Source organism: Rhodoligotrophos appendicifer (assembly GCF_007474605.1).
In the GTDB taxonomy this organism is placed as follows: Bacteria; Pseudomonadota; Alphaproteobacteria; order Rhizobiales; family Im1; genus Rhodoligotrophos; species Rhodoligotrophos appendicifer.
This window is the reverse complement of sequence record NZ_VHKL01000003.1, coordinates 412936-437236: the sequence shown is the minus strand read 5'-3', so window position 1 is coordinate 437236 and position 24301 is coordinate 412936. Positions and strand designations below refer to the sequence as shown.

The window sequence follows — 24301 nt, the reverse complement described above, 5'->3', positions numbered from 1 at the left end:
TTGTAGAGGCTGGCGATGTCGAACGGTGACACTGAAGATGATGGTACCGAGGCATCCGGCGGGAAAAAACTGTCTCAGCCCGGTCAGCCGTTGGGTTATGAATGGTCCCGTGGACCTGTTGAGCCGGAAGTTGATGAGGAAGATGCCAAGGACGAGGATGAGGAAGCTAGGCGGCTCCTAGAGAACATCCCTGAGTGGAAGGAAAAGAACGAGAAGCTCAGGGCTGATTACAGGCAATATTCTCACAGGTTTATGCGATTGCTGCGTCAGCGAAGCGCCGGATCACGCGCGCGCGCAACGCGGCCAGTCGCAAAGCAGAGGAAAACCAGAAGCTGGACGCGGCCCGCGCTAAAGCCTCGGCCTTTCACGAGCGCCTAAAAGCAGAGTGTTTGGAGCGGCGGGTGAAGCTGCTCGCTGCAACGTCGACTTCGCCTCTATCCCCACGCCTTAGAAAGATTAAAGGCCGAGAGCAATTTTACGCTGAGCTTTGGTTTGCTGAAGTCAAAGAGCGCATGGAACGGGGCGCAGGCGCGACCTTAGAGACAATCGCCAGTCGCATGCGAGAACTCCCCCGGTGGAAGGATATCAACCGATTCAAGGTGCGTCGTGGAGTAGACGTTATTAGAGCCCTAGAGGCCGACGGAATCTGGAAGGCGTTCACACCCTAAGTGTCGGGACACAAAATGGCGGATTCACCAGAGACGTACACAATGCGTCTGCGGTTCTTCACTGGAAGGTCGGTGACCAGTGACGAGCCGAGACTCGATTTTTCACTTGCGGGAGTACCGGTTTCCCTTCTGTCACGATCAGAAGAACCGCTGAAGAAGGTTACTGAGCTGGTTTTGAAAGCTGAAGGGCTAGAGTCAGAATCCACCGCTCGTGATTTCGGTGAACGTGTCAAGAGAGCTCTTCTGGTAACGTCTGTTTCCACCAGATCAGGGGTAAACCTCGGAAAAGACCTCCCGACTTCAGGGTGGGGGCAAACAGTCAAAGACGATATTTTTAGAAAGTTTGGTCATAGGCTCGCTGACAATGTGCTTGGCCTATCTGTGTACAGCGAGAAAATTCCTACTATATACATGAAATTTGAAGCCACTGGTACAGTCACCGGTTCTCCGGAGATATTTATAGAAACGATGTGCCAGTATTTTGGCGACAAAATGATAGTAAATGATGTTGTTAAAAGATCTGTTGAGTTTTTATCATCTGCTTACATAGAAAAATCTCATGTTGCTAAATTCATATTGGCTATTTCTGCTATTGAGGCGTTGGCCATAAGTGAAGCGCGGCCAGACGCAGAACGTGATCTCCTTCAAATTGCGATGGCGGCAGTTGATAATTCCGATGCGGCCATCGAAACTAAGAAGCGGGTATCGGAGATCATCGGTTGGCAGCTAAAAGAGGGTCCTACTGCGGCTTGTAAACGCATCGTTCGGAAATACATTTCAAAAGAAGCGTCAAGAGAATTTGCGAGAATATATTCCAAAAGGGGTAAAATTCTTCATGGTGACGAAGGATTAGACGGTCTTGACGTGGCACAACTAAGTCAGGATGCAACCGAGTTAGCTCGATCACTGGTGCTGAAAATTCTTGAAGAGTGATCTACTTTCCTCGGTAGATCGCTCGACACCTAGGCGTACAGCAAACCTCCCGGACGCATCTGTTGCCGAAGTTCAACTGCTATCAGACCGCGCATCGACCGCTCGATCTGCGTCGTGACCTGATCGGCGAGATCCTTGTTCTGCTCCTGAGTGCCGCCCTTGGCATTGATCGTGACCGATGGCGCGAGCGTAATCGTCTGCACATTGCCGCCGCCCCGTCCAGTCGTGCTCTGCACTCCAAGATCGCCGCCGGGCAACCGGCGCAAAGGCAGGATGCCCTCTGGTCCAGCCTCGCCCATTAAGCCTGTCCCGTTGCGCATGGGAAAGAGCGTCGCCCGATTGACCACTCCACCGGACGCGAATGGTGTTATACGGCCACTGTCGAATGCCGCACCTTTGGCGAACCCCGGCGGAACGATCGAGGTAGGTCCGGATGCGGCACCACCGAATCCGAGCGCAGTCTTGCCAAAGTCGAACAAGGCGCTTGTGGCTTCCTGAGTAGCCATGTCAATCAGCTTGTCGATCACACGATCAAGCGCAGCAGACAGGGCATCCGCCGCGCTCTCTCCCTGCCTCAAGCCGCTGATCACATCACCTAGTGCATTCGCTGCAATACCTTCTGCAGCGTCCCATGCGGCCGTGAGCTTGCGCTGTGCTTCCTCTGCGGCGGCTGCCGCCTGTTCCTGCTCATAAGTGGCGTTTACAAGCCGCTCTATCTCCTGGCGCTGTGCACTGGTCGTGGCAGTGCCAGCGTTGCGAAGCTCATTTGCGATCCGCTGTTGAACCTCCGTGCGGCCAAGCTGAGCCTCCTCGAATCGAAGCTGATCGATCACACGTGCAATTCCGTCAGCCTCCCGCTGCGCAGCTCTTGCCGCGTCTGCTCTGGCTTTTTCGGCCGCTTCTCGCGCCCTACGCTCGGCCTCTGTCTCCCCCGGAGTAAAGGGCTTGGGTTCGGCTGGAAATTTCTGGACGTTCGCCCGCCCATACGACGGCGTGCTAGGCGTGCCCGGCATAGCCCTGAGCTGTTGTTCCTCGCGCTTCAGAGCCGCAATCCGGTCCTCGATCACCTTCACACGGTCGCGATCAACATCGATGCCGGTCTCAGCTGCAACTTTGCGGGCGTCGGCAAGCTGCAGTTCCCAGGACCCTTGATCTTGAATCAGCTCGGCCAACTGGGTGCCGGCAACATTCCACTCATTGATCAGGGTCGGCTTAGGCGCGAAAGGATCTTGCGGCAGAGCATTGGCTATGCGCATCCAGATCGAGGAACTGCCAATTTCCGTCAATCCCTTCTGAAGTTCCTCCAGCCACTCACGAGTAGCGGCAATGACGGAGACGATGGAGCCTTTGATGTTCCGGTCGATCGTCGTGCTAATCTTTAAGAACTCACGATCGATCTTCTCGGCCTCGGCCAAAACGTCGTCCGAAAGCACCATGCCGGTGTCGCGAGCTTCCTGGCGAAGTTTGGCGATGCCGTCCTGGCCGTGAGCGAGAAACCGAATGAACTGCTCACCGGCGGTCCCGCCAAGCAGCTCGTCAAGGATGCGGATCTGTGCTGCTCGATCAAGATCATGAATTCGTCCCATGATCGTTTCGAGCATATCAGCAGGATCTTTGAGCCGGGTCTGCACTTCCTCTGGCGTCATTCCAATGCGTGCGAAGGCTTCGGCCGCGCTGCCCTTGCCGGTGACGGCGAACTCGTCACCGCGAAGCTGCAGCTCCTTTAGTCCATCAGTGACGGCATCAATGCCGATCCGAGATTGACCAGCGGCGAACGACAACTCCTGAAAGGTGCCGTTATCTAAACCGGCCATCTTGGCATCTGCCGCAACTGTGGCGAGGTCATTCACGGCGGTTTTGATCGAGGCAATTGCGGCGGCAACGCCAATGCCGGCGCCCAAACCCAAGGTGCCAAGGGCGCCGTTCAATCGACCGATGCCGGCCTGCACTCCTGCGCCAGCTCTTGTGAAAGACGTTTCGAGGCGTGCGGCGCTTTGCTGACCGCGTTTCTCAATATCGCCGAACGATCTGCCGGCGGTGCGATTAGCCTTCTGAAGGTTCTTTTCAAATTGGGTGATCCTGGCCTCCAGAAGCAACACCAGCCGTTCACCGTCATCAATGGCCATGATCTGTCCTTAAAAAGTAAGCAGGCCATGGGGCCTTGCTGCGGTGTCCGAATAGATGCTGCGATTGCTTTCGCCCTGAGACGCGCGACCAACTGCCATCGCTGCGGCCTGGGCGCCGTCGATCTTGTCTTTCGATTTTCCCTTGTGGAACGTCTTGTTCCCTGCCTTGTCGGTCTCGACTTCAATGTTCGAGAAATTCCAGCGGAGCACCGGGTGACCGCCATGCCGGAACTTGCGACCGAGGATTGCCCGCTCCAGCGTCTTGATCGCCGGAGCCATGGTGATCCAGCCCTGGCGCATCTCGATCGCGGGATAGCCATCATCGGCGAGGTTGCTCATCATCACGCGGCCGAGATGCGGATCGAAAGCTATCTCTCTAACGTCGTAATTGGCGCAGAGGTCGCGGATCGTGTCCTCGACTGCGCGGAAGTCGACCACGTTGCCCGGTGTGGCAATGATCTGACCTTCCTGCGCCCATCGCGAATAGGGCTGACCGGACTGCTCTGTGCGGCCACGCAAGTTATCAGCAGGGCAGAAGAACGTTGGCACGGCGGTGTAAACATCATCATCATCGCGGAAGGCAGCGACAACGGCCGTCAGGTCGCTATTCGATGACAGATCCACACCGATCCAGCACGGCTGTCCCACCAGGGCCTCCAGGTCGATCGGCCAGTTGCCCTCGTCATAGACGCTCATCTCCACGAATGGCGAGCTACTATGATCAAGCCAGACGTTTAGGTGCAGCTGCCGGAATGCCTCTCGATCGCTTGGGCGATGCTCGGCCTCGCGGGCCAGCTGGCGCAAACCTTCGATGTCAGGATAACCATGGGCGAGGCCAGGATTGGCGCGGCGCCAGACTGCCTCATCTTTCCAATCGGCATCGGCCGATGTTTCAAACAGGACCGGCAGGCAGCTCGGATCGATGATCTCGCCAAGAGCGACTTTGCGGGCATAGCTCACGATGTCATGCGCAAGATTGTCCTGGCCGCGTCCTGCTGTTGTGGCGATCACAAGCAAGCTGCCCTTGGTCTTGGGCAATCCGCTGCGAACAACGTCCCAAAGGTCGCGTTTCTTCCAGGCGTGAAGCTCATCCGCGAGCACGAAGGCCGGGGTGCGGCCGTGCTGAGTGCCGGCGTCCGAGCTAATACTTTCGTAGAATGAGCCGGCGCTCTTCAGGGTGAGCCGGTTTCTGTAGTCTTGAACGCTGACGGCGCGGGCAATGCGAGGGTCGGCGCGGACGATGCCAAGGGCCTCGGCATATCCAAGCCGAGCCTGCTTGCGATCCGAGGCAGCGGATAGCACCTCGCCGCCTGCAATCTTCTCAGGGCCGATCGTATGAAGCAGCGCCAGGGCAGCAGCCAGGGCCGTCTTGCGGTTGCCACGAGGCAGGAGCAGCACAACGGTTTTGATGATGCGGGTGCCGTCCTCATGGCGAGGCCCATAGATGCGCCGGACGATCCGCTCCTGCCATACGTCGAGCTGGAACGGATGACCCTTGGCGGGATTCTTCGGGTGCTTCAGAAGGCGCAGAAATTTGACCGCGCGCTCGCCGTGTCCAAGGGGATCGTCAATCGGGCTGCCGTCATAGATCCAGGCTGGATACGTGTTCGCCGCCATCAGGACACGTTCAACGGATCGTCGTCGTCGCCCTGATCATCATCGCGAATTGAGGGCCGAGACCGGCTGACCGGCGTTAAGCCCAGCTCGCCAGCGCAAAGGCGGGCAGTGACCATGGCCGCGTTTTGTATGCCGAGGGCTGGATGTCGCTTCGGTCCTTTGTCGGTCGCAACAATAGCTCCGTCCTTGTTGATCGCCCTTTGCATGTCGCGAACCAAGCCCGTGCTGGTCGCGTAGCTCTCTAAAGTGCCGAGATCGCCCTGCGTAAGAATGCGGCGCTCGACTAGAAGGGGAGCAACTTGGCGCCAGACAGCTTTCGCGTCCTTGCTCAGCCAAGCCGGAGCACTCGGCACGGCGTCGATCGCCTGACGGTCAGAAGTGATATTCTCGGGCTTGCGGCCGCGTGCCATTAGCAGGGCCTCCGAACGCAACGGATCTCTAGGCCGCGACGGCGGCCGATCTCTCGAATTTCGGTGATGTCGTACAGGTCGCTTGCAAACTGAAGAACCTGCTTCGTACTGATGGCTGCATAGCGGGTCCGGAAGGTGATGCTATGCGTGGTAGCAATGCCGGCGCCTGCCGGGTGCTCGGCGATTGCTTCCTCGACCAGCTGGGCGCGCAGAAACATTGTTTCGAACAGGGCGAGCGTCGGCGTTCCGCCGGGGCCGATGGCGGTCTGGATCATGCCGATACTGACTTCACGATCGAGCTTGCCGGCGCTGATCATGCCGTCACTTCTTCGATAACAAAACTGAACGTGACAACCGCGTGGCTGGAAATCTTGTCGGGATCTCGCATGGCGCGTGAGCCGGTGAACCGAACGTCCAAGCATTTGTAGCCGTCGATCGTCCAAATCTCCGAGCAACGAAGGCAGCGGCGCACGGCCTCGGCGATCGCCTTCACGCCTTCAAGGCCAAGCTCTCTCTGCCAGCAATGGAGCGTCATATGAACTGCGCTGAAGCGATCGCTGCTCTCGATCTGTGGAACCGTGTCAGCTTCGCCGATGATGATGCTGGGGAACGTCTCAGGCAGTCCATGCGCATCGATGATGCTGGAGGCGCAGACAAGATCGGTCACATCCAGATCATTGATCAGGCGCGTGTATGACCATTTTTGAACGGCAAAGCTGCTCATCTTTTGGCGTCCTTAATGGCTTTCGAGATCGCGCGCTTGATACGGCCTTCTAGGCGCTTGCGGCCGAGCCTATAGCCAGGCCAGAAGAACGGTTGAGCGGTCGCGGCGGCGGTACCGTGCTCGACAAGGTGCGCATACCGCACCTGGCTATTGCCTGCCGTGACGGCTACAGTAAGCGGCGCAACGATCAGCGATCCGCCGGGCTGTGAGTAAGCAGGGGTCTGCTGACCGGGGCCGGTGACTGCAATGCTATTGATCAAACCCCCTGTATCACGTGAGGATTCTGCCAGCTGGCGCATGGAGGCCACCAACTCTTCACCGCTCTTTAGAAGTGTTGGCGTCAGAGCCTCGCGGACAGCCCGGGGAATGGCCGTTAAACGCTTCTCGAAATTCTTTATCTGCCTGCTGTTCCGGGCCATCAGAAGCACCAGACCCGCTCGCTACGCAGGAGGTCGGTCACGCCATTAGGTATGGTCGGTGAGCCTTCCCGTTGCTCATAAAAGTGGCCAGCAAGCTGCTTGATTGCCTCCACGACTGTGGCCGGGACGGCGTCGGGAGTTTCGTATTTCTCGATAAGGTCGGCGCCGATATATGCCGCAATCCATGCTTCGGCCGCACCGATCTTCTGCTCGATCAGGTACTCATCCTGCGATATCGGCAGGTTTAATTGATCCTGCATCTGCTCGATTGAAACGATCGTCATGGTTGCAATTCCTGTTTGCGCCCGATATCGCGCGATCCACCCCCGCCGGTCCCTTTCCCTGCTCTGGAAAGTCTGCGACTACCCCCCGGTCTGCTGTCTGGCTCAGTCAGGCGCATTCCTGGGTAGCAGCGCATTGGCTCGAGGATTGCCCGTCGAACACTCCATCCCCAGCTCAGACGAAGCCTTATGAGACGTGAGGTGATGCCGTAGTCCGCAGCCCACTCACTGACGGGTTGCGCAATGCCGTCTAGCTCCAAAAGTTTAGGCTCTGGCATTGATCCGCCCCATTGCGAGAGGATGGTGCACAGGTCCGATAATGTACTTCAGACCGAAGTAATATTGTCCCGGTTGAAGAGCGTACTTCGGAATGATCAAAGAGAATTTGTTCGGCTCTTCTAGAGTGATGCGTCCATTGCTTGAAGTAAGATGGAACACGGACTCGTCGTCAGCAGCTGTGTGCTTGATCCGCATGTCAAAGGTGGCGCCGGATAAGTCTACGGGGCCGCTGCGTGTCCGCCATTCGAAGCGATGGCTGAAGTCAGTATCGTGCTTCACGGCAATGTCGAAGTTAAAGGCTACCATCGTGCAACCTCCAGCTGGCCCGTGGCCACAGGCTTGCGAAAGCCGGCGTCCAGCTCGACAACCCCAAAGACGAGATTACCAGCAGGCAGCGAAGCGCGAGGGATGTGGAAGCTGAAGCTCATCCCATCGTCGGCTATGGTGCCTTCGAGGATCAGCAAGGGATTGGCGTCGGCTGCGGTCGATATAGTGACTTCGATGGCCTCGCCGGTGAACGGCTGCTCATCGCCGCAAAGATCGATGTGGGCGAGCGAGAACAGCGCATCGCAGCTCTGCCATGCTTCGAGCTTGAGTCCGCTGGGGCGCATTGTGAGGCTCATGGCCGGCGCTCCAAGCTCTGCTTAGTGCTGTTGTGACAAGGCCCGCAAAGTGGCTGCCAATTGGTCCTCGACCAGAACAGCTTTTGATCACCTTTATGCGCAATCCTATGATCAACTACCGAGGCAGGATCGCCGCAGAAAACGCACTTACGATGGTCAGAAAGATATGCAGCGCGAGCCCGATCCCACTTGGTCGTGTAGCCACGTTGCCTTGCATTGGGGCGAATTCTGTCATGGGCTGCCTTTCTGGTAACCTGACAGGCGCAAAGCTCGCCTCCAGGAACGATCTTTCCGCAACTGCAGAGGCGTGGGGCGCGGCGTGGCATCACACCCAACCGTAATAGGTGCCGGTCGTGCCGGTCGCCAGGACACGAACGGCGCGGACACAGATTAAACCGCCAGACCAATTCATCTCGTAGGGCAGATCGGTTCCGTGCTCGTCACGAACGACGACTGTGCCGGGGACATGGCAATAGATCGCCCGGGGCTTGATTTCGAGGTCGAGATCGTTGGAAGGGACGATCAGGAAATGACGATCAACGAAGCTGTCATATCCACGCGCGAGATCTGCGAAAGGGTCCGTTTGAGTCATCAGAAATTGCCGCCATCGATTACGTTTTCATTCGCCCAGCTGTCGCCGGTTGCGTTGATCTGAAGCCATTGACCGGCCTGGGGATCTGTGATGACAACGGGCAAGTCTCCGATGCTCACTTCGCCGCTTAAGCCGCGCGGGCCGACTGGCCCCATGGGGCCTTGCTCGTTGCTGACGAGTGTCGTTTGACCGTGGGAACGGATGACGTGCTGGCTCATCTCACGCGGCCCTATTTGCGCCAAAGGCCTGCATCATTTTCAATGTGAGGATGCCTTCGGCGCGTTGGTGTTCGGTGTGAAAATTCGGCTTTGTCTCGGCAGGCTCGGCGGTGCCATAGATTGCCCTGAGCATGGACGCTTTGCCCGCGTAGGCGGCCAGGATCTCAGCCGCCGTTGCGTTCCAAGTCGTCTCAGGCGTCCAACCGAGCCAGCCTGTGCCGAACTCGAAGAGCGTCCGATGATACTCAGCGATGGAAACAGGCGTGGCGGAAGTTTTGTTCTCTGCCGCCGGCTCTTCGGGCTCGTCATCCACGCCCGCAAGTCGGAGAACATGATCACTGATAGGGGCGATCAGATACTCGATGCCAGTCGTGAGAACATAACCTGCGAGCATCTCAAGGTTGTGAGGGATTCCGCTGGCATGATCGGCACACTCTCTAATAACAGCGGCGATGGCTGAGACGCTCCCCTGGTGCACTGCAAGCAGCAGCTTATGAAAGCCGGAGAACTGGCGCTCAAGGCGGGTCGCTGCGCGCAGCGTCGGTCTGAGACGCACTGTCTCGCCGGCGATCGTTAGGGTGATTTCGTCTGCTGCTAAGCGCATAACTTGCCTTTGTGAATGTCGGGAGCAGTCCGCCGTAGCGCCTGTTCCGCTTGAACCCTTGGCGCCGTCGAGCACCGGTGTTCGCGATCTCTTTGCTTTGCGACCTTCAGCCTCAATGCTCCGCTCGCGCGGCGGCCGGAAGACAGGTCGCTTTCGTTTCAATAAGGATGGATCGCGCCACCCTCTGGAGAACCCGGCCGTAATTTGTTAGGCCGCGACCGGGCGAAGCTGTGCGTTGCCCAAAATCGCAGTAGCGGCAATGGGCGTGCCGGTGCCATGGGTGCCACTGAAGTCGGCAAGCACCTTGATGTAGCGGCGATAGCCGACATAGCCGATGCGATAGACGGCAGATGCAGGGTGAGCAGCGATGAGGGCCTTGATAATGCCCCCGGCGCCTACTGCATCGACGCCAAGCACGTCGCTCCGTTCAACCGCGTCATAGGTGACGCCATCGACTGAATGCGTCAGCTTGAACTCGATCTTGTTTGTGCCGGTGAAAGTGATGCCACCTACGCCTACATGCAGCGCCAGCGTGGCGCTGTTGAAGCCGAGAAGGTCGATTGCCACCGGAGTGTTGTCGGCGGCCAGGACGGCTGGGGCGATCGCCTCGGCCACCTTTGTAGAATGATAATTGTCGCGCATCGGGGGTGACCTATCTTAAACCGAGCAGACGATCTTGCGGATCGCCTTCGGCTGCACAACGGCCGCGCCGGTGCGGCGGGTCGCATGAATACGGGTGATGCCGTTCGTCGCCAGGATGTACGGGTTCACGAGGATCGAGAGGCTGACGCGATCCACGATGCGGTAAGCCGTGGCTATGTCACCGAACAGGATCGGAGCCGTTCCGGCGCCTACGTCATCGAGGTCAGGGATCTCGATCACCGCGCGTCCAAGGATCATCTCCGGCGCACCTACCTGATATGAAGGCTGCCAAAGATAGAGGCCGCTGGCGTCCTTAAGCTTGCGGATGGCCGCGAGCGTGGAGCCGTTCATCAGCCACGTGCCACGGGTACGATAAGAGGCCGGAAGCAGGTACATGTGGCTGATCAGGAGATCGGCCGGATTGGTGCCAAGCGTTGCCGCGTTTCCCGTAGCCGTGCTCAGCACGTCGGCGTTAGTCATCAGACCTTCGGGCTGAAGCGGTCCATCGCCAGAAACGAACGCGAGTCCTTCCTTGGCTCCAAAGTCTTCGGCCAGGGCAAGACGAACCTCTGCCTCGGCAGTGCCGGCGCTGTCTGCAAGCAATTGATTGCTCACATCGACGTACGTGTTCACCTCGCGGATCGGCACCTCGACCTGCCCAAAAGCCGGCTCGGATGCTTCAGACGCCTGAATCTCGCCCTTCCACTTCGCGTTGGTGATGCCGGTGCGGCGTGGATAGGTGACAGACGGCGCCGAAGTGGTGCGTACGCTGGCAAGTGGCCTGATCGGGCTGAACTCAACCAGCTCGCGAATGAACTCGCTCGACATTTCAGCAGGCGCGAGATAGCCGCCCTGGGGATCGCTTGAGACGATAAGCGTTTTCAGCTCTTCCGCGCCAGCTTCCTTGCCATGCCGAAGATAAGCATCGAACGCCTTGCGCTCTTCGGACATGTCATCGGCTTTGCCGGTGATGATCGAAGGCCGGTTGATCTTGGCTTCGAGCTGATCGATGCGCTCGCCCGACTTTGTCTCGATCGCCTTCAGACGCTCGTCAACCGAGGCCGTCAAGGCATCCAGGGCCTTGGTCACGATGCCCTCGGCGTCGGGCTCTTCGCCCTTCAGCTCAATCGGCGCGCCGTACGGCATGCCCTTAATCATCATCGTCATGGTCGTGTCCTTATGCTCGAAGAGCCATCGCGGCCCGGTTGATTGCCTCTGCGATCGCGATTGCTGCTTCGGCGGATTTGGCGCTCGTAACTTTGGCGCCGGGGTGCATGGGGATGGTCACGAGACTGATCTCGGCCAATTCCAGCAATTGGATTGTGCGACCGCCACCCTTGCGGGTGATGGCCTTCTTTGTTCTGAAGCCAATCGACAAGCCCGACAGGGCGCCGGCCTTGACCAAGGCGTGAACTTCACGAGCGCGCGCTACGTCATCCACAAGCAGACGGCCGCGAACCTCCAGGCCAGTATTCGTCTCGGTGGCGCTTTCCCAAACGCCGATCGGCTGTTTGGGATCATGACCGAAGAGCATGGGAATCTTAGCGGGGCCGGTGAAAGCTCCCTTCTCGATCATGTCGCCGATGTGATCGGCGGAGCCAAATGGCCATGCAAGGCCGGTGATGGCGCCTGCATCGTCGGTGCTGAGATCAGCCTTGAATTCAAGCCGGTTCATTGGCGGTTTTCCTCCTGGGGAGCGCTGCCGAACCAAAGCGCCTCTAAGGCGCCGATCGCGCCCGGAAGGATCTCGGAAATTGGGCGCGGTGCGACGTATATCTGGACGAACTGAGCTGCACGCTCTGGAGCTTCGCCGCCGCCAATGAGGCCGAGGCGTATGATCTGGAGCAGATCGGCATGGTGAAACTGCCGATGCGTGACGCGGCTCATAAGGGCGCCGATGCCCATGCCGGTCAGGCGTTCAAGCTCCAGAACCATGATTGGAGTGAGCGTCAAATCGCGCTCAGCATCGCCGATGAACGTGCGGAAGTTCGTGCTCATTGCGGCTTCTCCTGCGTTAAGCTGGAGGTCGCAGCCGAGCTGGTATTGGGATTGGCAAACGCATCGCCGCCTTTGTATGGGGCGCGGTTCTCCATCGACCTGACTTCATTCGGATTGAGTATTCGGGCAGAGATCGCGCGGCTGTATGCGTCCATCCTTGCCACCGCGTCGGCTTTCAGGAAGTCATCAAACAGAAACTCGGCGAAGTGTGATTCATGATCTGTTCCGTGAATCAATTTAAGGCGGATCTCGCTCTCCCACCGAAGAGCCCAAGGCCGGAGACAGTAATCAACGAATTGGCGGCCCATGGTCTCGCCGTTGCCCCACGTACTGCGGCCCAGCTCCATAAGAAAAATCGGTGGGACGCGGAAGGCGCGTGCGATCTCTTGGATTTGGAAGATGCGATTTTCGAGATATTGACTATCCGTACTGTTGAAGGTGACCGGCTGATATTTTAGGCCCTCCTCAAGTACGGGCGTACCGCCAGAACGGCCGCCTCCGAACGTAGCTTTCCACGCCACACCCATGCGAGCAGCTGCATCGGCTCCGAGCTTACTGTCGGTCGTCAACAGGCCGTCAGGCTTCCCGCCGGCTCCGAAGAAACTTGCGCCGTGCCGCTCAAGAATGAGCGCCAAGCCAATTGCCTCACGGGCTTGATAGATCGGCGCAACGCCTTTGACGCCATCGAAGCCTGGGGCCTTCAAGTGAAAGATGTCTTGCCGTGCGAAGCGCTGCCGGCTCTTGCCGGTGTTCTGCGAATAGATTGGCTCGCCGGTAGCGGTGTCCTGATCTATCGAAATCGATGACGGATCGAGCCGAAGCAGCTCAACGGGCTTCCCACCGACGCGATTGATGAACGCGACGCCATTGCCGTGTAACAGGGCATCGCGCTGAAGCTGTTCGCGGAAGTCGCTGGCGCTTGTCCAGTCATTCGCGGCGTCATGGATAAGCCTATAAGCTGGATGTTCTGGAGCGCGCTCTTTGGAGCCGTCTGCGGCACGCGAATAGACGTGGACCGGAAGCTGTCCAATAGCCTCGGAGATTGCCTGCACGGCGCAACGAACTGCGGTGCACTGCATCGCGGTCTTTGGAGTAACTGAGATTCCTGAAATAGCGGGAGAGGAGCCGAACAACTCGAACAACCCTGCGTCAGGGTATGCAAGTGTAGCGCTCTTCTGTTCGACTATGCTTTGATCAGAGGCATGATTAAACAGCACCTTGATCGTCTCTACAATATTCAACTTCGGCGCTCACGATTTTAACGTGACAATATTGTACGCGCGCCGAATCAGAGGTGCAACAAGAAATATCAGATAGATTGATGTAAAATTTCTAATTCATCATATTAGTGGATGTACAGGAGCCTGCTATTTGTGGAGCGGCTGAAGGTTTAGCCCTGGATACGAGATCGCGTTGATCATGATAGCGCTGCGGGTTAACTCCCCCTCACGCACGTCGCCGTACCTAGATGTTTGAAGCTGTCCGACATGGCCGAGCAGGTGTGCAAATTCATAATCCAGATAGCCTGCGCGCCGCATTCCATCGGCGAAAGTATGTCGGAGGCTGTGAAAGTTCAGCCGGCTATCCAATTTGATGCCGATCTTCTCTAGGAATTTTCCGAATTCTCGGCTGTAAGCACCGGCGATCTGGTCTCGCGTGTTGGCAACAAGGTCGGGGAAGAGTCGTCCTTCACCCTTAGCCCGCCGTTCCTCGACTTGCTTGATGAAGCCGCACTTGATCAGCTCGTCGTGAATTGGAACGGTGCGGATGGAGCTGCGGTTTTTGACCGCCTTCTCATCACCGTCGGTTGTCTCGTTTGTAATGAACAGCGTCCAGACGCCATGTTGCTCGCGAATATTCTCTGTCTCCAGCTGCGCCAACTCACCCATGCGGGCGCCCGTGAAGAGTGCCAGAAGCGGCAACCATCTCCGATGATCATCGAAGGTGACATTACCGGCAATGTGCCAACGCTTCTCGGCGAGGCAGCCTCGATAGAGAGGGGAGCCAAATAGGGCGCCAAGCTGCTCGATCGAATAGCTGCGAAGCACTTGGCGCCTCTGCTTTGGCAGGAGCATGCCGGCCACGGGATTGTCCGTAACGAAGCCGTTGTTCTTTAGCCATCCGATGAAGCCCGACGTCATCGTCAGGAGCTTGTTCACGGTGCGCGGCGTGATATTTGGTTTTCCAAGCTTCTCGTTCTTCTTCACCACCTGGGCCGGGGTTAGCCCCTTGAACTCGCCGATCTCAGCCGCTTTCACTGGCGTCTGCATGAGAAGCTGCTTCCAGGCAAAGACGCTCGCCTTAGTGATCGCATCGACTCCAGATCCTGACGGCAGAGTCGATGCGAAGTGGCGAACCGCTTTCCTCGACTGATCAAGACTGTCGGGCTTAACAGCTCTAGGGTTCTCACGGGCGAAATCCTCGAATAGCTCCATGATCGTTCGACCTGTTGCCGAGGTTGATCCGGAGAGGGCAGGGGCGTCGACGATCGGATCAGTGGGTTTGCCTGCCCAATTGCCTTTGTCGCGTTCAAAGGTGCGCTCCAGGCTTTCCAGCCATGCCCGCTGGAGCGCCATGCACAGCTGTCGGTGTCCTGGCCGATTGACCGGTATGGTCGCAGCTGCCAGGGAGCTAACCAGCGCGGTTTCGCCAGTCGCCAAATGCTCTCGCAAGGTGCCGTATAGAACGGTCCTACTGTGAATATCATCCTTGAGGGCGTTCTCAGCGATTATTGCTTCGAGCTGGAGATCGAGCGCCAAGAGCTGGTTTGCTGTGGGTGTGAGATTGTCCAGCAATGCGATCTGATCGGCAGTGTACCGCTCGACGATGCGCTCAGCTGAGAGCGACTTCGAGCGCTCCTTCGCGATGTCTTCCTTCGTCGGCATGCTAGCTCGACGATCATGATCTTCTGTCAAAAGTAGCCGATAGAGGTCCGATGCGTGCTGCTGCAAGTCCGCGTCTGTTGGCCTGCGCAGGGTCGCCCGCTTGCGTTCCCAGGCCCCATAAAGCGAGGCTAATTCGGTCGCTGCTAGAGCCTTGGCTTGGCGCTGATCCGTGGTCCGAAGACTCTTCCAAACCTCCTTTTGCTTGCCAGGAGCCTGGAGATCGACGGGAATCGCTACCCTAACGTAATAAACGGCGCCCCTTCTGACGATGTTTGACTGCAGCGCCATTTTGACCCCTTCCCGTTGCACCAACCCGTAACAGGTTGTCGTAACAACTAGGGGTGAAAACCCCAGGAACATCAAGGAAAAGGCGGGTTCACTGGTAAGAACGATGGATGGCTGGGGCGCCAGGATTCGAACCTGGGAATGACGGTACCAAAAACCGTTGCCTTACCACTTGGCGACGCCCCAAAAGTGGCGGGACCATAATCAGTCTTGCAGCGCGAAGCAATCCGTCGCCCACAGGTTTCGATCCGCTGCGACAGACTGGTTGCGAAGCCCCCCGGGCGCGGCTATATAGCGACCACTGATCGGCGGAGTGTAGCGCAGCCTGGTAGCGCACCTCGTTCGGGACGAGGGGGTCGGGTGTTCGAATCACCCCACTCCGACCATCAGTTTTTCCGGATATCGACGAGTTGGGTGACCTCTTCCCCCGTGGGGGTGGGGGCGCGGGACGGGTGTCGGGGCAGAGACCGTCGGATCCCTGCTGGAGCAGAGCTTGCGCCACGACCGAACTGCTGTTCAGGTCACATCAAGCCTCTCCCCAGTCTCGGTCTCTCTTTTTTTCGACGCGGCTACGCAAGGGCCTCCGCCACCCTTGTGAGCATCTCAACGGCATCCGGACTCGAAGCCTCACGCGCCAGCCGTTCCGATTTCTGAGCGGCGAGGTGTGCTTGCGCCAGTGACGACCGCCCTCTCTCCGTCAACTCCGTTCGTTGAATGCGTCCATGCTCTGTGTCAGGGCGGCGCTGGATCAGCCCTGCCTGTTCCAGCTTCACCAGCATGGCCTGCATGGTCTGCGGGGTCACAAACGCCCGACGTGCGAGCCTTGCGTTCGAAGCGCCCGGTTCGGCTTCGAGGCTCGCCAACACGTTATATTGTGGCGCGTTCAACCCGATCTCCTGCAACTGCCGGTCCATATGCAGGCGCATCGCCTGCTGCGCGCGCTTCAGCGCGTAGCCGAGCGTTTCATGCGGCAAGAAGGGGTGGTCTCGGGTGGTTGGTGCCGTCTTGGAGCTTGTCATATCAGGGGGCTTATATTATATCAGTCGCCTGATATTAATCGCTTCCAGCTGAAAGGACAACCGGAATGCCTCGCCTCATCGGACCCGACTTCATCGGCATCCAAGTCGCCGACCTCGATGCGGCCCGCAGGTTCTATACTGAGGTCGTCGGATTGACCGCGACCCCGAATGGACCGCCCGGAGCCGTGGTTTTCGACACGAGGCCGATTCCCTTCGCCGTACGCACGCCCGTGGTTGATCTCGACGCCGTCGAAAAGCTCGGACATGGTATCGCTATCTGGTTCGGCTGCGACGACGCCGACGCCTTGCACGGCCATCTCGCCTCACGAGACGTGCCGATTGTCTTCCCGCCGAAAGACGGGCCGTTCGGGCGCTATTTTGCCTTCGAGGATCCGTTTGGCTACACGATCACCGCGCATACCGTGCAGGGGACGGTCTGAGCCGTGGCGTTCTGACTGGGTGCCGGCGGAACACGCCCGCGGCGGACGCGCGCGGGTCTGGTCCGCGCTTCCGGCCCGTAGTTGGGTGTCCGCGGTGTCACGCTCCCACGGGGTTGGCCGTGGCGGACCAGAAGGCGTAGCGCTTGGCGATGGTGCGCAGGACCAGGTTCATGCCGATGCCCATGAGCGAGAGATAGAGCAGCACCGAGAAGACGCCCGCGACGTCGACTGCGGCCTGGCGCTGGATGATCAGGCTGCCGAGGCCCACCGCCGATCCGATGAACTCGCCGACGATGGCGCCGATGACGGCGAAGATGATGCCGACCTCGAGGCCCGCGAACAGATAGGGGAGCATGCTGGGCAGCCGCACCTTGAGATAGGTTTCGAGCGCATTGGCCCGCAGCGCCCGCATCAGCAGCAATCGCCGGCCGTCGACGGTCTTCAATCCGGCGACGACGTTCACCAGGATGGGGAAGAAGGCGATGATCGCCGCGGTGATGATCTTCGACTGCATCCCGAAGCCGAACCAGATCAGCAGCAGCGGCGCGATGGCGATCTTCGGGATGGTCTGGAAACCAAGCACGAAGGGATAGATCGTGCGCTCCAGGAAGGGGACGAGGGCGATCATCGTGCCCAGGCCCACGCCCAGGACCGCGGCCAGCGCGAAGCCGCCGATCACCTCGAGGAACGTGACCTTCAGATGGGGAAGGATGACCCCGGTGCTGAGGTCTTCCCAGGCCCGCAGCAGGATCTCGCTCGGGGTGGGGAGGATATAGGGCTGGATGTCGAAGAGGATGACGATCCCCTCCCACAGAGCGAGCAGGGCGACGGTCGTCGCCGCCACGAGCAGGCTGCTCACCAGGGTTCCGTCGCGCGCCAAACGTTTGTGCGTCACGCGCTTGCTCTCCAGGGCCAGGCTCATGAGACATCTCCCGAGACATCGAGAAGCTGACGCAGTTTCGAGACGAAGATGCCGAAGCGGTCCGTCGCCATGAGACCGATGGGGCGGTCCCGCGGCAACGGGATCTCGACGATGTCGCGGACCGTCGAGGGCCTGCCCGACATCACCATCACGCGATTGCCGAGAAAGGCCGCCTCGGGGATCGAATGGGTCACGAAGACCACGGTCGCGCCCGACGCCAGGCCGATCCGCTGGAGTTCGACATTCATCTGCTCGCGCGTCATGGCATCCAGCGCGCCGAAGGGCTCGTCCATGAGCAGCAGCGAGGGGTTGAGCGACAAGGCCCGGGCGATCGCCACCCGCTGCTGCATGCCGCCCGACAGTTCATGGGGATATTTGGTGCCGAAGCCCTCCAGGCCGACCAGGGCCAGCATCTCTGCCGCCCGTGCTGACCTCTGCCGGGCGGGAATGCCGGCGATCTCCGCCGGCAGTTCCACATTGGCCTGAACGCTGCGCCAGGGAAAGAGCACGGCGTCCTGGAACACGATGCCAAAGTCCTGGTGGGGCGCCGTCACCGGCGTGCCGCGGAAGCGGATCGTGCCCTCGGTCGGCCGCAGGAGCCCCGCCAACATCATCAGCAGGGTGCTCTTGCCGCAGCCCGAGGGCCCGAGGATCGACACGAACTCGCCAGGCTGGATCGAGCAGGAGACCGAACTGATGGCGGTGATCGGCTTGCCGTCGGCCGCCGCATAGGTCTTGCTCACCGCGTTCACCTCGATGAGCGGCTCCTGCCTTGCTCCGACGCTTGCCAACCTCACGTGGCCTCTCCTGTCGTCTTGTCGCGGGGCGGGCAGGGCGCGGGATGCCGCGTGGTCGAACTCCGCCCCCTGTCCGAAACCGGCCGCTGTCATTTCCAGTTCCGCGCCAGTTCCTGGATCGGCGCGGGGTCGACCGTGTTCACCTCGTCGATGAGGCCCTCCCAGATGAAGTCCTTCACCGGGATTTCCTGGGCGATGACGCCCTCCTGCTTCAGGACCGAGACATATTTCTCCACGCCCGGGATGTTGAAGGCACCGAGCTTACCGCCGGGAGGGTCGCTGAAGAAGACCGAGCGGAACTTCAGCTCCTCGAGGCCCTTCTGCATCGCCTCTGCCTCGGTCGCCCCGCGCTTGGCGGCAGGGTTGGCCTTCCAGTACATGCGGACCGCCGCTTCCGGATTGGTCTGGATGAAGATATGCGCCTTGACCAGGCACTTCAGATATTTGACCAGCAGGTCCTTCCTGTTGGCCAGGGTCTCGTCGGTGACCAGGTAGCCGCCATTGCCCACTTCCGCGATTGCGGGATGGAAGAAGTAGCGGAACTTCTGGCCGCTTCGCTCCAGACCCGCATAGGCGAAGTCGATCAGCGACAGGGCCTGCACCTGGTCGGCCTTCAAGGCCGCCACGGCGCTGTCGCCGATCCCCACCGGCAGGAACATGTCGGCCGTCACCTCGACGCCCGCATCCCGCAGGATCGATTTCGCGATGATGAGGGAGGCGCTGCCCATGCTGGCGACGCCGATCTTCTTGCCGGCGAAATCCTTGACCGACTTGATCGGGCTGTCTTCCGCCACCGCCATGAAATAGATCAGCTGGTTATAGCGGCTATAGATGAACTTGCCGCGCAGGCCCTTGCTGTAGCCCAGCATCAGCCCTTCAAAGGTGACGTCGCCGATGTCGGCCCCGCCACTCGCCACGATCTGGGTGGCCAGCGGGCCGCCCTGGGAATAGTTGATCGAGACGTCGAGGCCTTCCTCCTTGAAGAAGCCGGCCTGGTCCGCCACGAACTGATTGAGCACGAACATTCCGGGGCTCGCAGCGCCCGTCTGTACCGTGAATTTGGTCTCCGCCTGGACGGAGGCACTCAGCATGCCGACCGCCATGACGAGGCCCGTCAAGAAGGCTGCAGTCCATCTCCCGCGCATTGGTTTCTCCCTTCCATTCTGCCCTGCGCCTCTCTCGGGCGCCTTTGCTTCATCGAGAACCGGCTCGCACCGTTATGCCACTTCGAACCCCGCCTGATAGAGCGTGTGCTTCACGAGTTCCGCCGGCACGGGCGAGAACACGTTGATCGCCAGGACGGCGCCTCCCGCCGGGGCCACCGCATAGGGTGTATTCGGCGGCACCCGGGTGATGGACCGCGGTCCCGCCTCGACCACCTGACCCGCCATGTCGATGGAGAGGGTCCCGTCGACCACCAGGATCAGGACGTCGGATGGATGGCTGACGGGTGCAGATTTCGGCAGGTCCTTGGCCATCCAGTTGAAGGTCAGCAGGCTGTCATCGCCGCGGAAGGCCGCCTGGCGAAGCTTGCCGCCGGCCAGGGTCACGCTCGGCAGGTCGTCCCAGAGATAGACGATGTCCTTCGTGTCGGTCAGCCAATTGCCCGAGAACTCGCTCGCATTCGGCGTCTGGTGATAGGCATGCACGTCCTGGCTCTTGTCCCGGGCGGGAAAGCCCTCCTGCCAGTCGGCGAGGAACAGATAGTCGGCGCGCGGGGGCGAGAAGACGTCGATGTTCAGCACCTGCCGGTCGCCCTTGGGCCAGCCGGTGTGGAAGTCGTCGCCGGCGATGCGCACGATCGAGCGCGGCGGACATTCGAACGCCTTGCCCTCGACCTCGAGGATCTGGATCCCGTCGACGGTCAGCACGATCTGGTCGAAGGGATGGTGATGCGGCTCCCAGCGCTTCATGCCGGGGCGGATCGAATTGAAGGTCAGCAGGGTCCCGTCGCTGCGGAATCCCGACCGCTTCATATAGCCGCCAAGCACCTCGATGCTTGGCATCTTGTCCCATTCATGCGCCGTGGGCTCAACCGTCATGTGCGCTCTCCCTTAATCGTTTGACTGTTTTCGTCGTTGTGTCCGGCGTCGCGACCGGCCCGAAGCCGGCACCGCCGGGGGTCTCCATGAGAATGACGTCGCCCGGCGCCATGATCGTCTTGCCATGGTGCTGGCGGACCTCGCCATTGACCGTGAACAGGCCCGGGGCGCCGGAGTCGCCGCCGGCCAGGCCCTCGGGCGGGAACTGCACGCCTGTCGGGGACGCATTCAGCGTCCAGGGCCGGGTGGTGCGGACTGCAAATTCGACGATCTGACCGTCGCCGCCGCGGCTTGCCCCATTGCCGCCCGAGCCGCGCCGGATCTCGCGGCGCCGGAAGGAGATCGGCGTCTCCGCTTCCAGGATCTCGATGGGCGTCGCGGCGATGCCGGTGGGATAGCAGGTCGCATTCGGTCCGGGCTTCGTGAAGCGCGCGCCCATGCCGCCGGCGAAGCTGAACTGGGAGGAGACGAAGGGCTTTCCGCGGTCGTCCGAGCCAATGATCTGGGCCGACCAGACGGCGCCCGGACCCTCGGCCAAGACCTTCTCCGGCACCACGTTGTAGAGGGCCTTGAGGATCGGCATCGGCACATACATGCCCACCACGTGCCGGGCGGCCACCGGGGCGGGATAGCTGCAATTGACGATCGACCCCTCCGGCGCCGTGACCTTGATCGGCGCCAGGCTTCCGTGATTGTTCGGCAGGTCCGGCGCCAGGCAGCTGCGAACCGCGAAGGTCGAATAGGCGTGGGTGTAGTTCAGCACCACGTTGACGCCCTTGTTGATCTGCGGCGAACTGCCGGCAAAGTCGATCAGCACCTCGCCCGCCTGGTTGTCGACGGTCAGCGTCGCTCTCAGGGTGATGACGATGCCGCCGGTGATGTCGAAGCGGGTCTCTCCCACCCATGTGCCGCCCGGACAGGCGCGGATGCTGTCGCGCATGGCCTTTTCCGAGCGGGTGATGATCTCCTCCGACAGGGCTTCGAGATCCGCGATCCCATAGCGCCGGCACATGTCGATGATCGCCTCGCCACCGCCCTTGGCACTGGCCACCTGGGCCGCCAGATCGCCGGAGATATAGTCCGGTGTGCGCACGTTGCGCCGGATGATGTCGAAGAGCAGCTTGTTGGGACGACCCTCTTCATAGAGTTTCGCCGGCGGGATCCAGAGACCCTCCTCATGCACGTCGGTCGCCCCGACGCTGACCCCGAGGCCGCCGATATCCGTGTGATGATTGGTCGAGCCGACATAGCCGATCAGCCGCTCGTCCCAGAAGATGGGGGCATAGATCGTGATGTCGAAGAAATGCCCGGCGCCCTTCCAGGGGTCATTGGTGATCAGCACGTCACCCGGCTTGAGGTCGTCCCTGTACAGCTCGGTGAGATAGCCGCCGGTGAAGGCCAGGCAGTTGATGTGCCCCGGCGTGCCGGTATCGGCCTGGGCGATCATCCGCCCTTGCGGGTCGAACACCGCATAGGCGAGATCGCCTGCCTCGCGCACGACCGGACTGAAGGCGGTGCGCTGCATCGCCTTGGCCTGCTCGGTCACGACGCTGCGCAGGTTCGACCACAGGAGTTCCAGGGTTACGCCATCCATGGTTCAGGCATCCAACTCATCGCTATAGGTGGCCGTCACACAGCCCAGGGGCCCGAGTGTCGCGGTCCAGCCAGGCGGAATCACCAGCGTGGTCTCGCGCTCCTCGATAATGAGTGGGCCGGCCATGGCCTTTCCATTCTGCAGGGCGGCGCGGGGCATGACCGGCACCATCTGGTCATTCGCCCAGGCATGGACCTTCCGGCGGATAGGGGCTGCGGCCTTGCCCGATGCGGTTTCGAATGTCGGGGGTGTGGCGCCGGGGCCGATCGCGGCGATCCGCCAGGTCACGACCTCCACCGGCACATCGCTCTGGATCAGAGAATAGCGCTTGAGGTATTCCGCCTCGAAGGCCGCCCTCAGCGTCTGGGGCGCGTTGGTTGCGCTCGGGCGACGGTCGAAGCTCACCAACAATTCGTAATGCTGGCCGAGATAGCGCATGTCGGCCGCATAGGCGAAGGTCACCGCAGCATCGGGCGCCCCGGCCTCGCGCAGCGCCTGGCGGCCCTCCCGCTCCATCTCGTCGAACAGGGCATCGACCTGCGGCCAGTCCATCGCCTCGAGGCCCGAGAGGCTGGAGCGAACCAGGTCGAGCCGGGTCGGCGTCGCCAGGGATCCGAAGGCCGACAACACGCTCGCCAGCGGGGGAAAGATCACGGTCCGGCTGTTCAACAGTCTGGCCACGCCGCAGGCATGCACCGGCCCCGCGCCGCCAAAGGCGAGCAGCGGAATGCCGCGATAATCCACGCCGCGCTCGGTCGCATGGGTCCTGACCGCGCCGGCCATGGCCTCGCAGACCACCTGGTAGATGCCGCGGGCGGCCTCGATGGTGCCGAGATCCACATCGGCGGCAATCTGGCCCACGGCGGAAAAGGCTGCCGCCTCGTCCAACGGCATGTCGCCGCCGAGGAAGTGCTGGGCATCGAGCAGTCCCAGCACCAGATCGGCATCGGTCACGGTGGCGTTGCGGCCGCCAAAGCCGTAGCAGGCCGGACCCGGATTGGACCCTGCGCTGCGCGGTCCGACCTTCAGGAGACCCATGCTGTCGACATGAGCGATGGATCCGCCACCGGCGCCGATCTCGATCAGGTCGATGCAGGGCACGGTCACCGGCAATCCGCTGCCCTCCTTGAACCGGTACATGCGGTCGATCTCGAACTGCCCGGTGACCAGCGGCTTGTAATCCTGGATCAGACAGACTTTCGCCGTGGTGCCGCCCATGTCGAAGGCGAGCACGTCGCGCAGCCCCAGCTCTTGAGCAATGAAGGCCGCGCCCAGGGCACCGGCCGCCGGTCCGCTCTCGACCATCCGGATCGGCATGCGGCCCGCGGTGCCGGGACCGACCACGCCGCCCGAGCTCAACATGATCAGGGCGCGGCTTGGAAACCCCTGTTCCACGAGGCGCGTTTCCACTCCGGACAGATAGGGCTGGGTGATCGGCACCGCATAGGCATTGGCGGCCGTCGTCGAAGCGCGCAGGAATTCGCGGATCTGAGGGGCCACGTCGGATGACAGCGAGATATAGAGGTCCGGCAAAGCGTCCCGGAGCAGCGCGCCCAGCCGGCGTTCATTGCCGGCATTCTTGTAGGAATGCAGAAAGCAGATGCCGATCGACTGGACGCCTCTCTGGCGCAGAGTGTCGGCCAGGCGGGCCGCCTCGTCCGCATCGATCTCCCGCTCGATCTCGCCATCCGCATTGACCCGCTCAGCGATCGTAAACACATCCGCCGGCCCGACCAGGGGGCGCGGAAATTCGATCTGCGGATCATACATGTCGTAGCGCCGCTCATCGCGGATCTCGAGGATGTCGCCGAAGCCCTTGGTGAAAACCATGGCGGTGCGGGCGCCGCGCCGCTCGATCAGAGCATTGGTGACGACCGTGGTGGCGTGGACGAGCACGTCGACTTCCGCAGCGGCGACGCCGGAATGCGCCAGGACGGAATCAATCCCGCCAAAGAATCCGTCCAGCAGATTGGCCGGCGTCGTCAGCACCTTGTCGACGAAGACCTCGCCTCCGCGGCGCAGGACGACATCGGTGAACGTGCCGCCGATGTCGACGGCCAGTGACGTTTCCTGTCCCATGGCATTTCTTTTTGTTACGACTACCGCAACTGTGTTACGATAATAGTATCATGACAGAGCTCCTGTGTCTGTCAAGCACGCGCGCGTCACCAGAGGAGACGATC

The 24301-nt window shown here is 60.5% G+C and carries 27 protein-coding genes, 2 tRNA genes and 1 pseudogene; 3 read left to right on the top strand and 27 right to left on the bottom strand.

The annotated features are described in order from the left end of the window. The first annotated feature begins 740 nt into the window (after positions 1–740). Positions 741–1601, top strand: coding sequence for a hypothetical protein (locus tag FKM97_RS09065; RefSeq protein WP_144292077.1), 861 nt, complete (start codon positions 741–743; stop codon positions 1599–1601). Between the two features lie 29 nt (positions 1602–1630). Here FKM97_RS09065 and FKM97_RS09060 read toward each other — a convergent pair whose 3' ends face one another. The 20 genes and pseudogenes from FKM97_RS09060 to FKM97_RS08965 form a co-directional block, all read right to left on the bottom strand. Then, a complete protein-coding gene (locus tag FKM97_RS09060) occupies positions 1631–3727 on the bottom strand; it encodes a hypothetical protein (protein ID WP_144292076.1) in 2097 nt (698 codons plus the stop codon). A gap of 9 nt (positions 3728–3736) precedes the next feature. Next, complete coding sequence (locus tag FKM97_RS09055) at positions 3737–5344, bottom strand: terminase large subunit (protein ID WP_144292075.1); 1608 nt, start codon at positions 5342–5344, stop codon at positions 3737–3739. Next, positions 5344–5754 (bottom strand): phage terminase small subunit P27 family, encoded by a 411-nt coding sequence (locus FKM97_RS09050; RefSeq protein ID WP_144292074.1) that lies wholly within the window; start codon positions 5752–5754, stop codon positions 5344–5346. Before FKM97_RS09050 ends, FKM97_RS09055 begins: the two co-directional genes overlap by 1 nt. Continuing rightward, a complete protein-coding gene (locus FKM97_RS09045) occupies positions 5754–6071 on the bottom strand; it encodes a phage head completion protein (protein WP_170240828.1) in 318 nt (105 codons plus the stop codon). Before FKM97_RS09045 ends, FKM97_RS09050 begins: the two co-directional genes overlap by 1 nt. Next, positions 6068–6478, bottom strand: coding sequence for a DUF3168 domain-containing protein (locus FKM97_RS09040; protein ID WP_144292072.1), 411 nt, complete (start codon positions 6476–6478; stop codon positions 6068–6070). The genes FKM97_RS09045 and FKM97_RS09040 overlap by 4 nt, the downstream gene beginning before the upstream one ends. After that, a complete protein-coding gene (locus FKM97_RS09035; RefSeq protein WP_144292177.1) occupies positions 6475–6897 on the bottom strand; it encodes an HK97 gp10 family phage protein in 423 nt (140 codons plus the stop codon). The genes FKM97_RS09040 and FKM97_RS09035 overlap by 4 nt, the downstream gene beginning before the upstream one ends. Continuing rightward, positions 6897–7181, bottom strand: coding sequence for a head-tail connector protein (locus tag FKM97_RS09030; protein WP_144292071.1), 285 nt, complete (start codon positions 7179–7181; stop codon positions 6897–6899). The genes FKM97_RS09035 and FKM97_RS09030 overlap by 1 nt, the downstream gene beginning before the upstream one ends. A gap of 261 nt (positions 7182–7442) precedes the next feature. Further along, positions 7443–7763, bottom strand: a complete 321-nt coding sequence (locus FKM97_RS09025; protein WP_144292070.1) for a hypothetical protein — start codon at positions 7761–7763, stop codon at positions 7443–7445. After that, positions 7757–8080, bottom strand: a complete 324-nt coding sequence (locus tag FKM97_RS09020) for a hypothetical protein (protein ID WP_144292069.1) — start codon at positions 8078–8080, stop codon at positions 7757–7759. The genes FKM97_RS09025 and FKM97_RS09020 overlap by 7 nt, the downstream gene beginning before the upstream one ends. Before the next feature lie 325 nt (positions 8081–8405). Next, positions 8406–8672 (bottom strand): spike base protein, RCAP_Rcc01079 family, encoded by a 267-nt coding sequence (locus tag FKM97_RS09010; protein WP_144292067.1) that lies wholly within the window; start codon positions 8670–8672, stop codon positions 8406–8408. After that, complete coding sequence (locus FKM97_RS09005) at positions 8672–8890, bottom strand: hypothetical protein (RefSeq protein WP_144292066.1); 219 nt, start codon at positions 8888–8890, stop codon at positions 8672–8674. Before FKM97_RS09005 ends, FKM97_RS09010 begins: the two co-directional genes overlap by 1 nt. A 1-nt stretch (position 8891) precedes the next feature. After that, positions 8892–9494 carry a hypothetical protein gene (locus tag FKM97_RS09000; RefSeq protein WP_144292065.1) on the bottom strand — a complete coding sequence of 201 codons (603 nt, stop codon included), beginning with the start codon at positions 9492–9494 and terminating at the stop codon, positions 8892–8894. Between the two features lie 207 nt (positions 9495–9701). After that, the gene (locus FKM97_RS08995; RefSeq protein ID WP_144292064.1) at positions 9702–10136 is read right to left on the bottom strand and encodes a hypothetical protein; all 435 of its coding nucleotides are present in this window, start codon (positions 10134–10136) and stop codon (positions 9702–9704) included. 15 nt (positions 10137–10151) lie between these two features. Beyond that, a complete protein-coding gene (locus FKM97_RS08990) occupies positions 10152–11303 on the bottom strand; it encodes a phage major capsid protein (RefSeq protein ID WP_144292063.1) in 1152 nt (383 codons plus the stop codon). 10 nt (positions 11304–11313) lie between these two features. Beyond that, entirely contained in the window at positions 11314–11811 is a 498-nt protein-coding gene (locus FKM97_RS08985; RefSeq protein ID WP_144292062.1) for an HK97 family phage prohead protease, read from the bottom strand. Beyond that, entirely contained in the window at positions 11808–12134 is a 327-nt protein-coding gene (locus tag FKM97_RS08980; RefSeq protein WP_144292061.1) for a gene transfer agent family protein, read from the bottom strand. The genes FKM97_RS08985 and FKM97_RS08980 overlap by 4 nt, the downstream gene beginning before the upstream one ends. Next, complete coding sequence (locus FKM97_RS08975) at positions 12131–13375, bottom strand: phage portal protein (protein ID WP_144292060.1); 1245 nt, start codon at positions 13373–13375, stop codon at positions 12131–12133. The genes FKM97_RS08980 and FKM97_RS08975 overlap by 4 nt, the downstream gene beginning before the upstream one ends. A 126-nt stretch (positions 13376–13501) precedes the next feature. Further along, complete coding sequence (locus FKM97_RS08970; protein ID WP_170240827.1) at positions 13502–15019, bottom strand: site-specific integrase; 1518 nt, start codon at positions 15017–15019, stop codon at positions 13502–13504. Between the two features lie 108 nt (positions 15020–15127). Continuing rightward, positions 15128–15307: pseudogene (locus FKM97_RS27185) on the bottom strand (DUF6538 domain-containing protein); the annotation flags it as partial. 108 nt (positions 15308–15415) lie between these two features. Continuing rightward, positions 15416–15490 (bottom strand) — tRNA-Gln (locus FKM97_RS08965). Between the two features lie 123 nt (positions 15491–15613). Between FKM97_RS08965 and FKM97_RS08960 the strand changes: the two genes are divergently transcribed. Next, positions 15614–15690: transfer RNA gene (locus FKM97_RS08960), tRNA-Pro, on the top strand. Between the two features lie 183 nt (positions 15691–15873). On the opposite strand, the gene FKM97_RS08955 is transcribed toward FKM97_RS08960, so the two are convergent. Beyond that, entirely contained in the window at positions 15874–16323 is a 450-nt protein-coding gene (locus FKM97_RS08955; protein WP_144292058.1) for a MarR family winged helix-turn-helix transcriptional regulator, read from the bottom strand. Between the two features lie 65 nt (positions 16324–16388). Here FKM97_RS08955 and FKM97_RS08950 point away from each other — a divergent pair, with 65 nt between their 5' ends. After that, the gene (locus FKM97_RS08950) at positions 16389–16763 is read left to right on the top strand and encodes a VOC family protein (RefSeq protein ID WP_144292057.1); all 375 of its coding nucleotides are present in this window, start codon (positions 16389–16391) and stop codon (positions 16761–16763) included. Positions 16764–16860: 97 nt separating this feature from the next. Here the strand turns inward: FKM97_RS08950 and FKM97_RS08945 are convergent, their stop codons facing one another. From FKM97_RS08945 to FKM97_RS08920, 6 genes are all read right to left on the bottom strand, one after another. Next, positions 16861–17685 (bottom strand): ABC transporter permease, encoded by an 825-nt coding sequence (locus FKM97_RS08945; protein WP_144292056.1) that lies wholly within the window; start codon positions 17683–17685, stop codon positions 16861–16863. Then, positions 17682–18575: an ABC transporter ATP-binding protein gene (locus FKM97_RS08940; protein WP_144292055.1), complete on the bottom strand. Its 894-nt coding sequence runs from the start codon at positions 18573–18575 to the stop codon at positions 17682–17684. Before FKM97_RS08940 ends, FKM97_RS08945 begins: the two co-directional genes overlap by 4 nt. Further along, positions 18572–19627: an ABC transporter substrate-binding protein gene (locus tag FKM97_RS08935; RefSeq protein WP_144292054.1), complete on the bottom strand. Its 1056-nt coding sequence runs from the start codon at positions 19625–19627 to the stop codon at positions 18572–18574. Before FKM97_RS08935 ends, FKM97_RS08940 begins: the two co-directional genes overlap by 4 nt. Before the next feature lie 72 nt (positions 19628–19699). After that, entirely contained in the window at positions 19700–20524 is an 825-nt protein-coding gene (locus tag FKM97_RS08930; protein ID WP_144292053.1) for an AraC family ligand binding domain-containing protein, read from the bottom strand. Continuing rightward, on the bottom strand, positions 20514–22118 hold the full coding sequence (locus FKM97_RS08925) for a hydantoinase B/oxoprolinase family protein (RefSeq protein WP_144292052.1): 1605 nt from the start codon (positions 22116–22118) through the stop codon (positions 20514–20516). The genes FKM97_RS08930 and FKM97_RS08925 overlap by 11 nt, the downstream gene beginning before the upstream one ends. Before the next feature lie 3 nt (positions 22119–22121). Beyond that, positions 22122–24197 carry a hydantoinase/oxoprolinase family protein gene (locus FKM97_RS08920; protein ID WP_144292051.1) on the bottom strand — a complete coding sequence of 692 codons (2076 nt, stop codon included), beginning with the start codon at positions 24195–24197 and terminating at the stop codon, positions 22122–22124. Positions 24198–24301 lie beyond the last annotated feature (104 nt).

What these genes read in the sequence shown, in the direction of transcription:
- FKM97_RS09050 (WP_144292074.1), bottom strand. Translation starts at nt 5,754, where the DNA reads ATGGCACGCGGCCGCAAGCCCGAGAATATCACTTCTGACCGTCAGGCG.
- FKM97_RS09025 (WP_144292070.1), bottom strand. Translation starts at nt 7,763, where the DNA reads ATGGTAGCCTTTAACTTCGACATTGCCGTGAAGCACGATACTGACTTC.
- FKM97_RS09010 (WP_144292067.1), bottom strand. Translation starts at nt 8,672, where the DNA reads ATGACTCAAACGGACCCTTTCGCAGATCTCGCGCGTGGATATGACAGC.
- FKM97_RS09045 (WP_170240828.1), bottom strand. Translation starts at nt 6,071, where the DNA reads ATGATCAGCGCCGGCAAGCTCGATCGTGAAGTCAGTATCGGCATGATC.
- FKM97_RS08995 (WP_144292064.1), bottom strand. Translation starts at nt 10,136, where the DNA reads ATGCGCGACAATTATCATTCTACAAAGGTGGCCGAGGCGATCGCCCCA.
- FKM97_RS08955 (WP_144292058.1), bottom strand. Translation starts at nt 16,323, where the DNA reads ATGACAAGCTCCAAGACGGCACCAACCACCCGAGACCACCCCTTCTTG.
- FKM97_RS08945 (WP_144292056.1), bottom strand. Translation starts at nt 17,685, where the DNA reads ATGAGCCTGGCCCTGGAGAGCAAGCGCGTGACGCACAAACGTTTGGCG.
- FKM97_RS09055 (WP_144292075.1), bottom strand. Translation starts at nt 5,344, where the DNA reads ATGGCGGCGAACACGTATCCAGCCTGGATCTATGACGGCAGCCCGATT.
- FKM97_RS08925 (WP_144292052.1), bottom strand. Translation starts at nt 22,118, where the DNA reads ATGGATGGCGTAACCCTGGAACTCCTGTGGTCGAACCTGCGCAGCGTC.
- FKM97_RS09040 (WP_144292072.1), bottom strand. Translation starts at nt 6,478, where the DNA reads ATGAGCAGCTTTGCCGTTCAAAAATGGTCATACACGCGCCTGATCAAT.
- FKM97_RS08985 (WP_144292062.1), bottom strand. Translation starts at nt 11,811, where the DNA reads ATGAACCGGCTTGAATTCAAGGCTGATCTCAGCACCGACGATGCAGGC.
- FKM97_RS08920 (WP_144292051.1), bottom strand. Translation starts at nt 24,197, where the DNA reads ATGGGACAGGAAACGTCACTGGCCGTCGACATCGGCGGCACGTTCACC.
- FKM97_RS09000 (WP_144292065.1), bottom strand. Translation starts at nt 9,494, where the DNA reads ATGCGCTTAGCAGCAGACGAAATCACCCTAACGATCGCCGGCGAGACA.
- FKM97_RS08980 (WP_144292061.1), bottom strand. Translation starts at nt 12,134, where the DNA reads ATGAGCACGAACTTCCGCACGTTCATCGGCGATGCTGAGCGCGATTTG.
- FKM97_RS09035 (WP_144292177.1), bottom strand. Translation starts at nt 6,897, where the DNA reads ATGGCCCGGAACAGCAGGCAGATAAAGAATTTCGAGAAGCGTTTAACG.
- FKM97_RS08970 (WP_170240827.1), bottom strand. Translation starts at nt 15,019, where the DNA reads ATGCCGACGAAGGAAGACATCGCGAAGGAGCGCTCGAAGTCGCTCTCA.
- FKM97_RS08940 (WP_144292055.1), bottom strand. Translation starts at nt 18,575, where the DNA reads ATGACAGCGGCCGGTTTCGGACAGGGGGCGGAGTTCGACCACGCGGCA.
- FKM97_RS09005 (WP_144292066.1), bottom strand. Translation starts at nt 8,890, where the DNA reads ATGAGCCAGCACGTCATCCGTTCCCACGGTCAAACGACACTCGTCAGC.
- FKM97_RS08930 (WP_144292053.1), bottom strand. Translation starts at nt 20,524, where the DNA reads ATGACGGTTGAGCCCACGGCGCATGAATGGGACAAGATGCCAAGCATC.
- FKM97_RS08935 (WP_144292054.1), bottom strand. Translation starts at nt 19,627, where the DNA reads ATGCGCGGGAGATGGACTGCAGCCTTCTTGACGGGCCTCGTCATGGCG.
- FKM97_RS08950 (WP_144292057.1), top strand. Translation starts at nt 16,389, where the DNA reads ATGCCTCGCCTCATCGGACCCGACTTCATCGGCATCCAAGTCGCCGAC.
- FKM97_RS08990 (WP_144292063.1), bottom strand. Translation starts at nt 11,303, where the DNA reads ATGACGATGATGATTAAGGGCATGCCGTACGGCGCGCCGATTGAGCTG.
- FKM97_RS09060 (WP_144292076.1), bottom strand. Translation starts at nt 3,727, where the DNA reads ATGGCCATTGATGACGGTGAACGGCTGGTGTTGCTTCTGGAGGCCAGG.
- FKM97_RS09030 (WP_144292071.1), bottom strand. Translation starts at nt 7,181, where the DNA reads ATGACGATCGTTTCAATCGAGCAGATGCAGGATCAATTAAACCTGCCG.
- FKM97_RS09020 (WP_144292069.1), bottom strand. Translation starts at nt 8,080, where the DNA reads ATGAGCCTCACAATGCGCCCCAGCGGACTCAAGCTCGAAGCATGGCAG.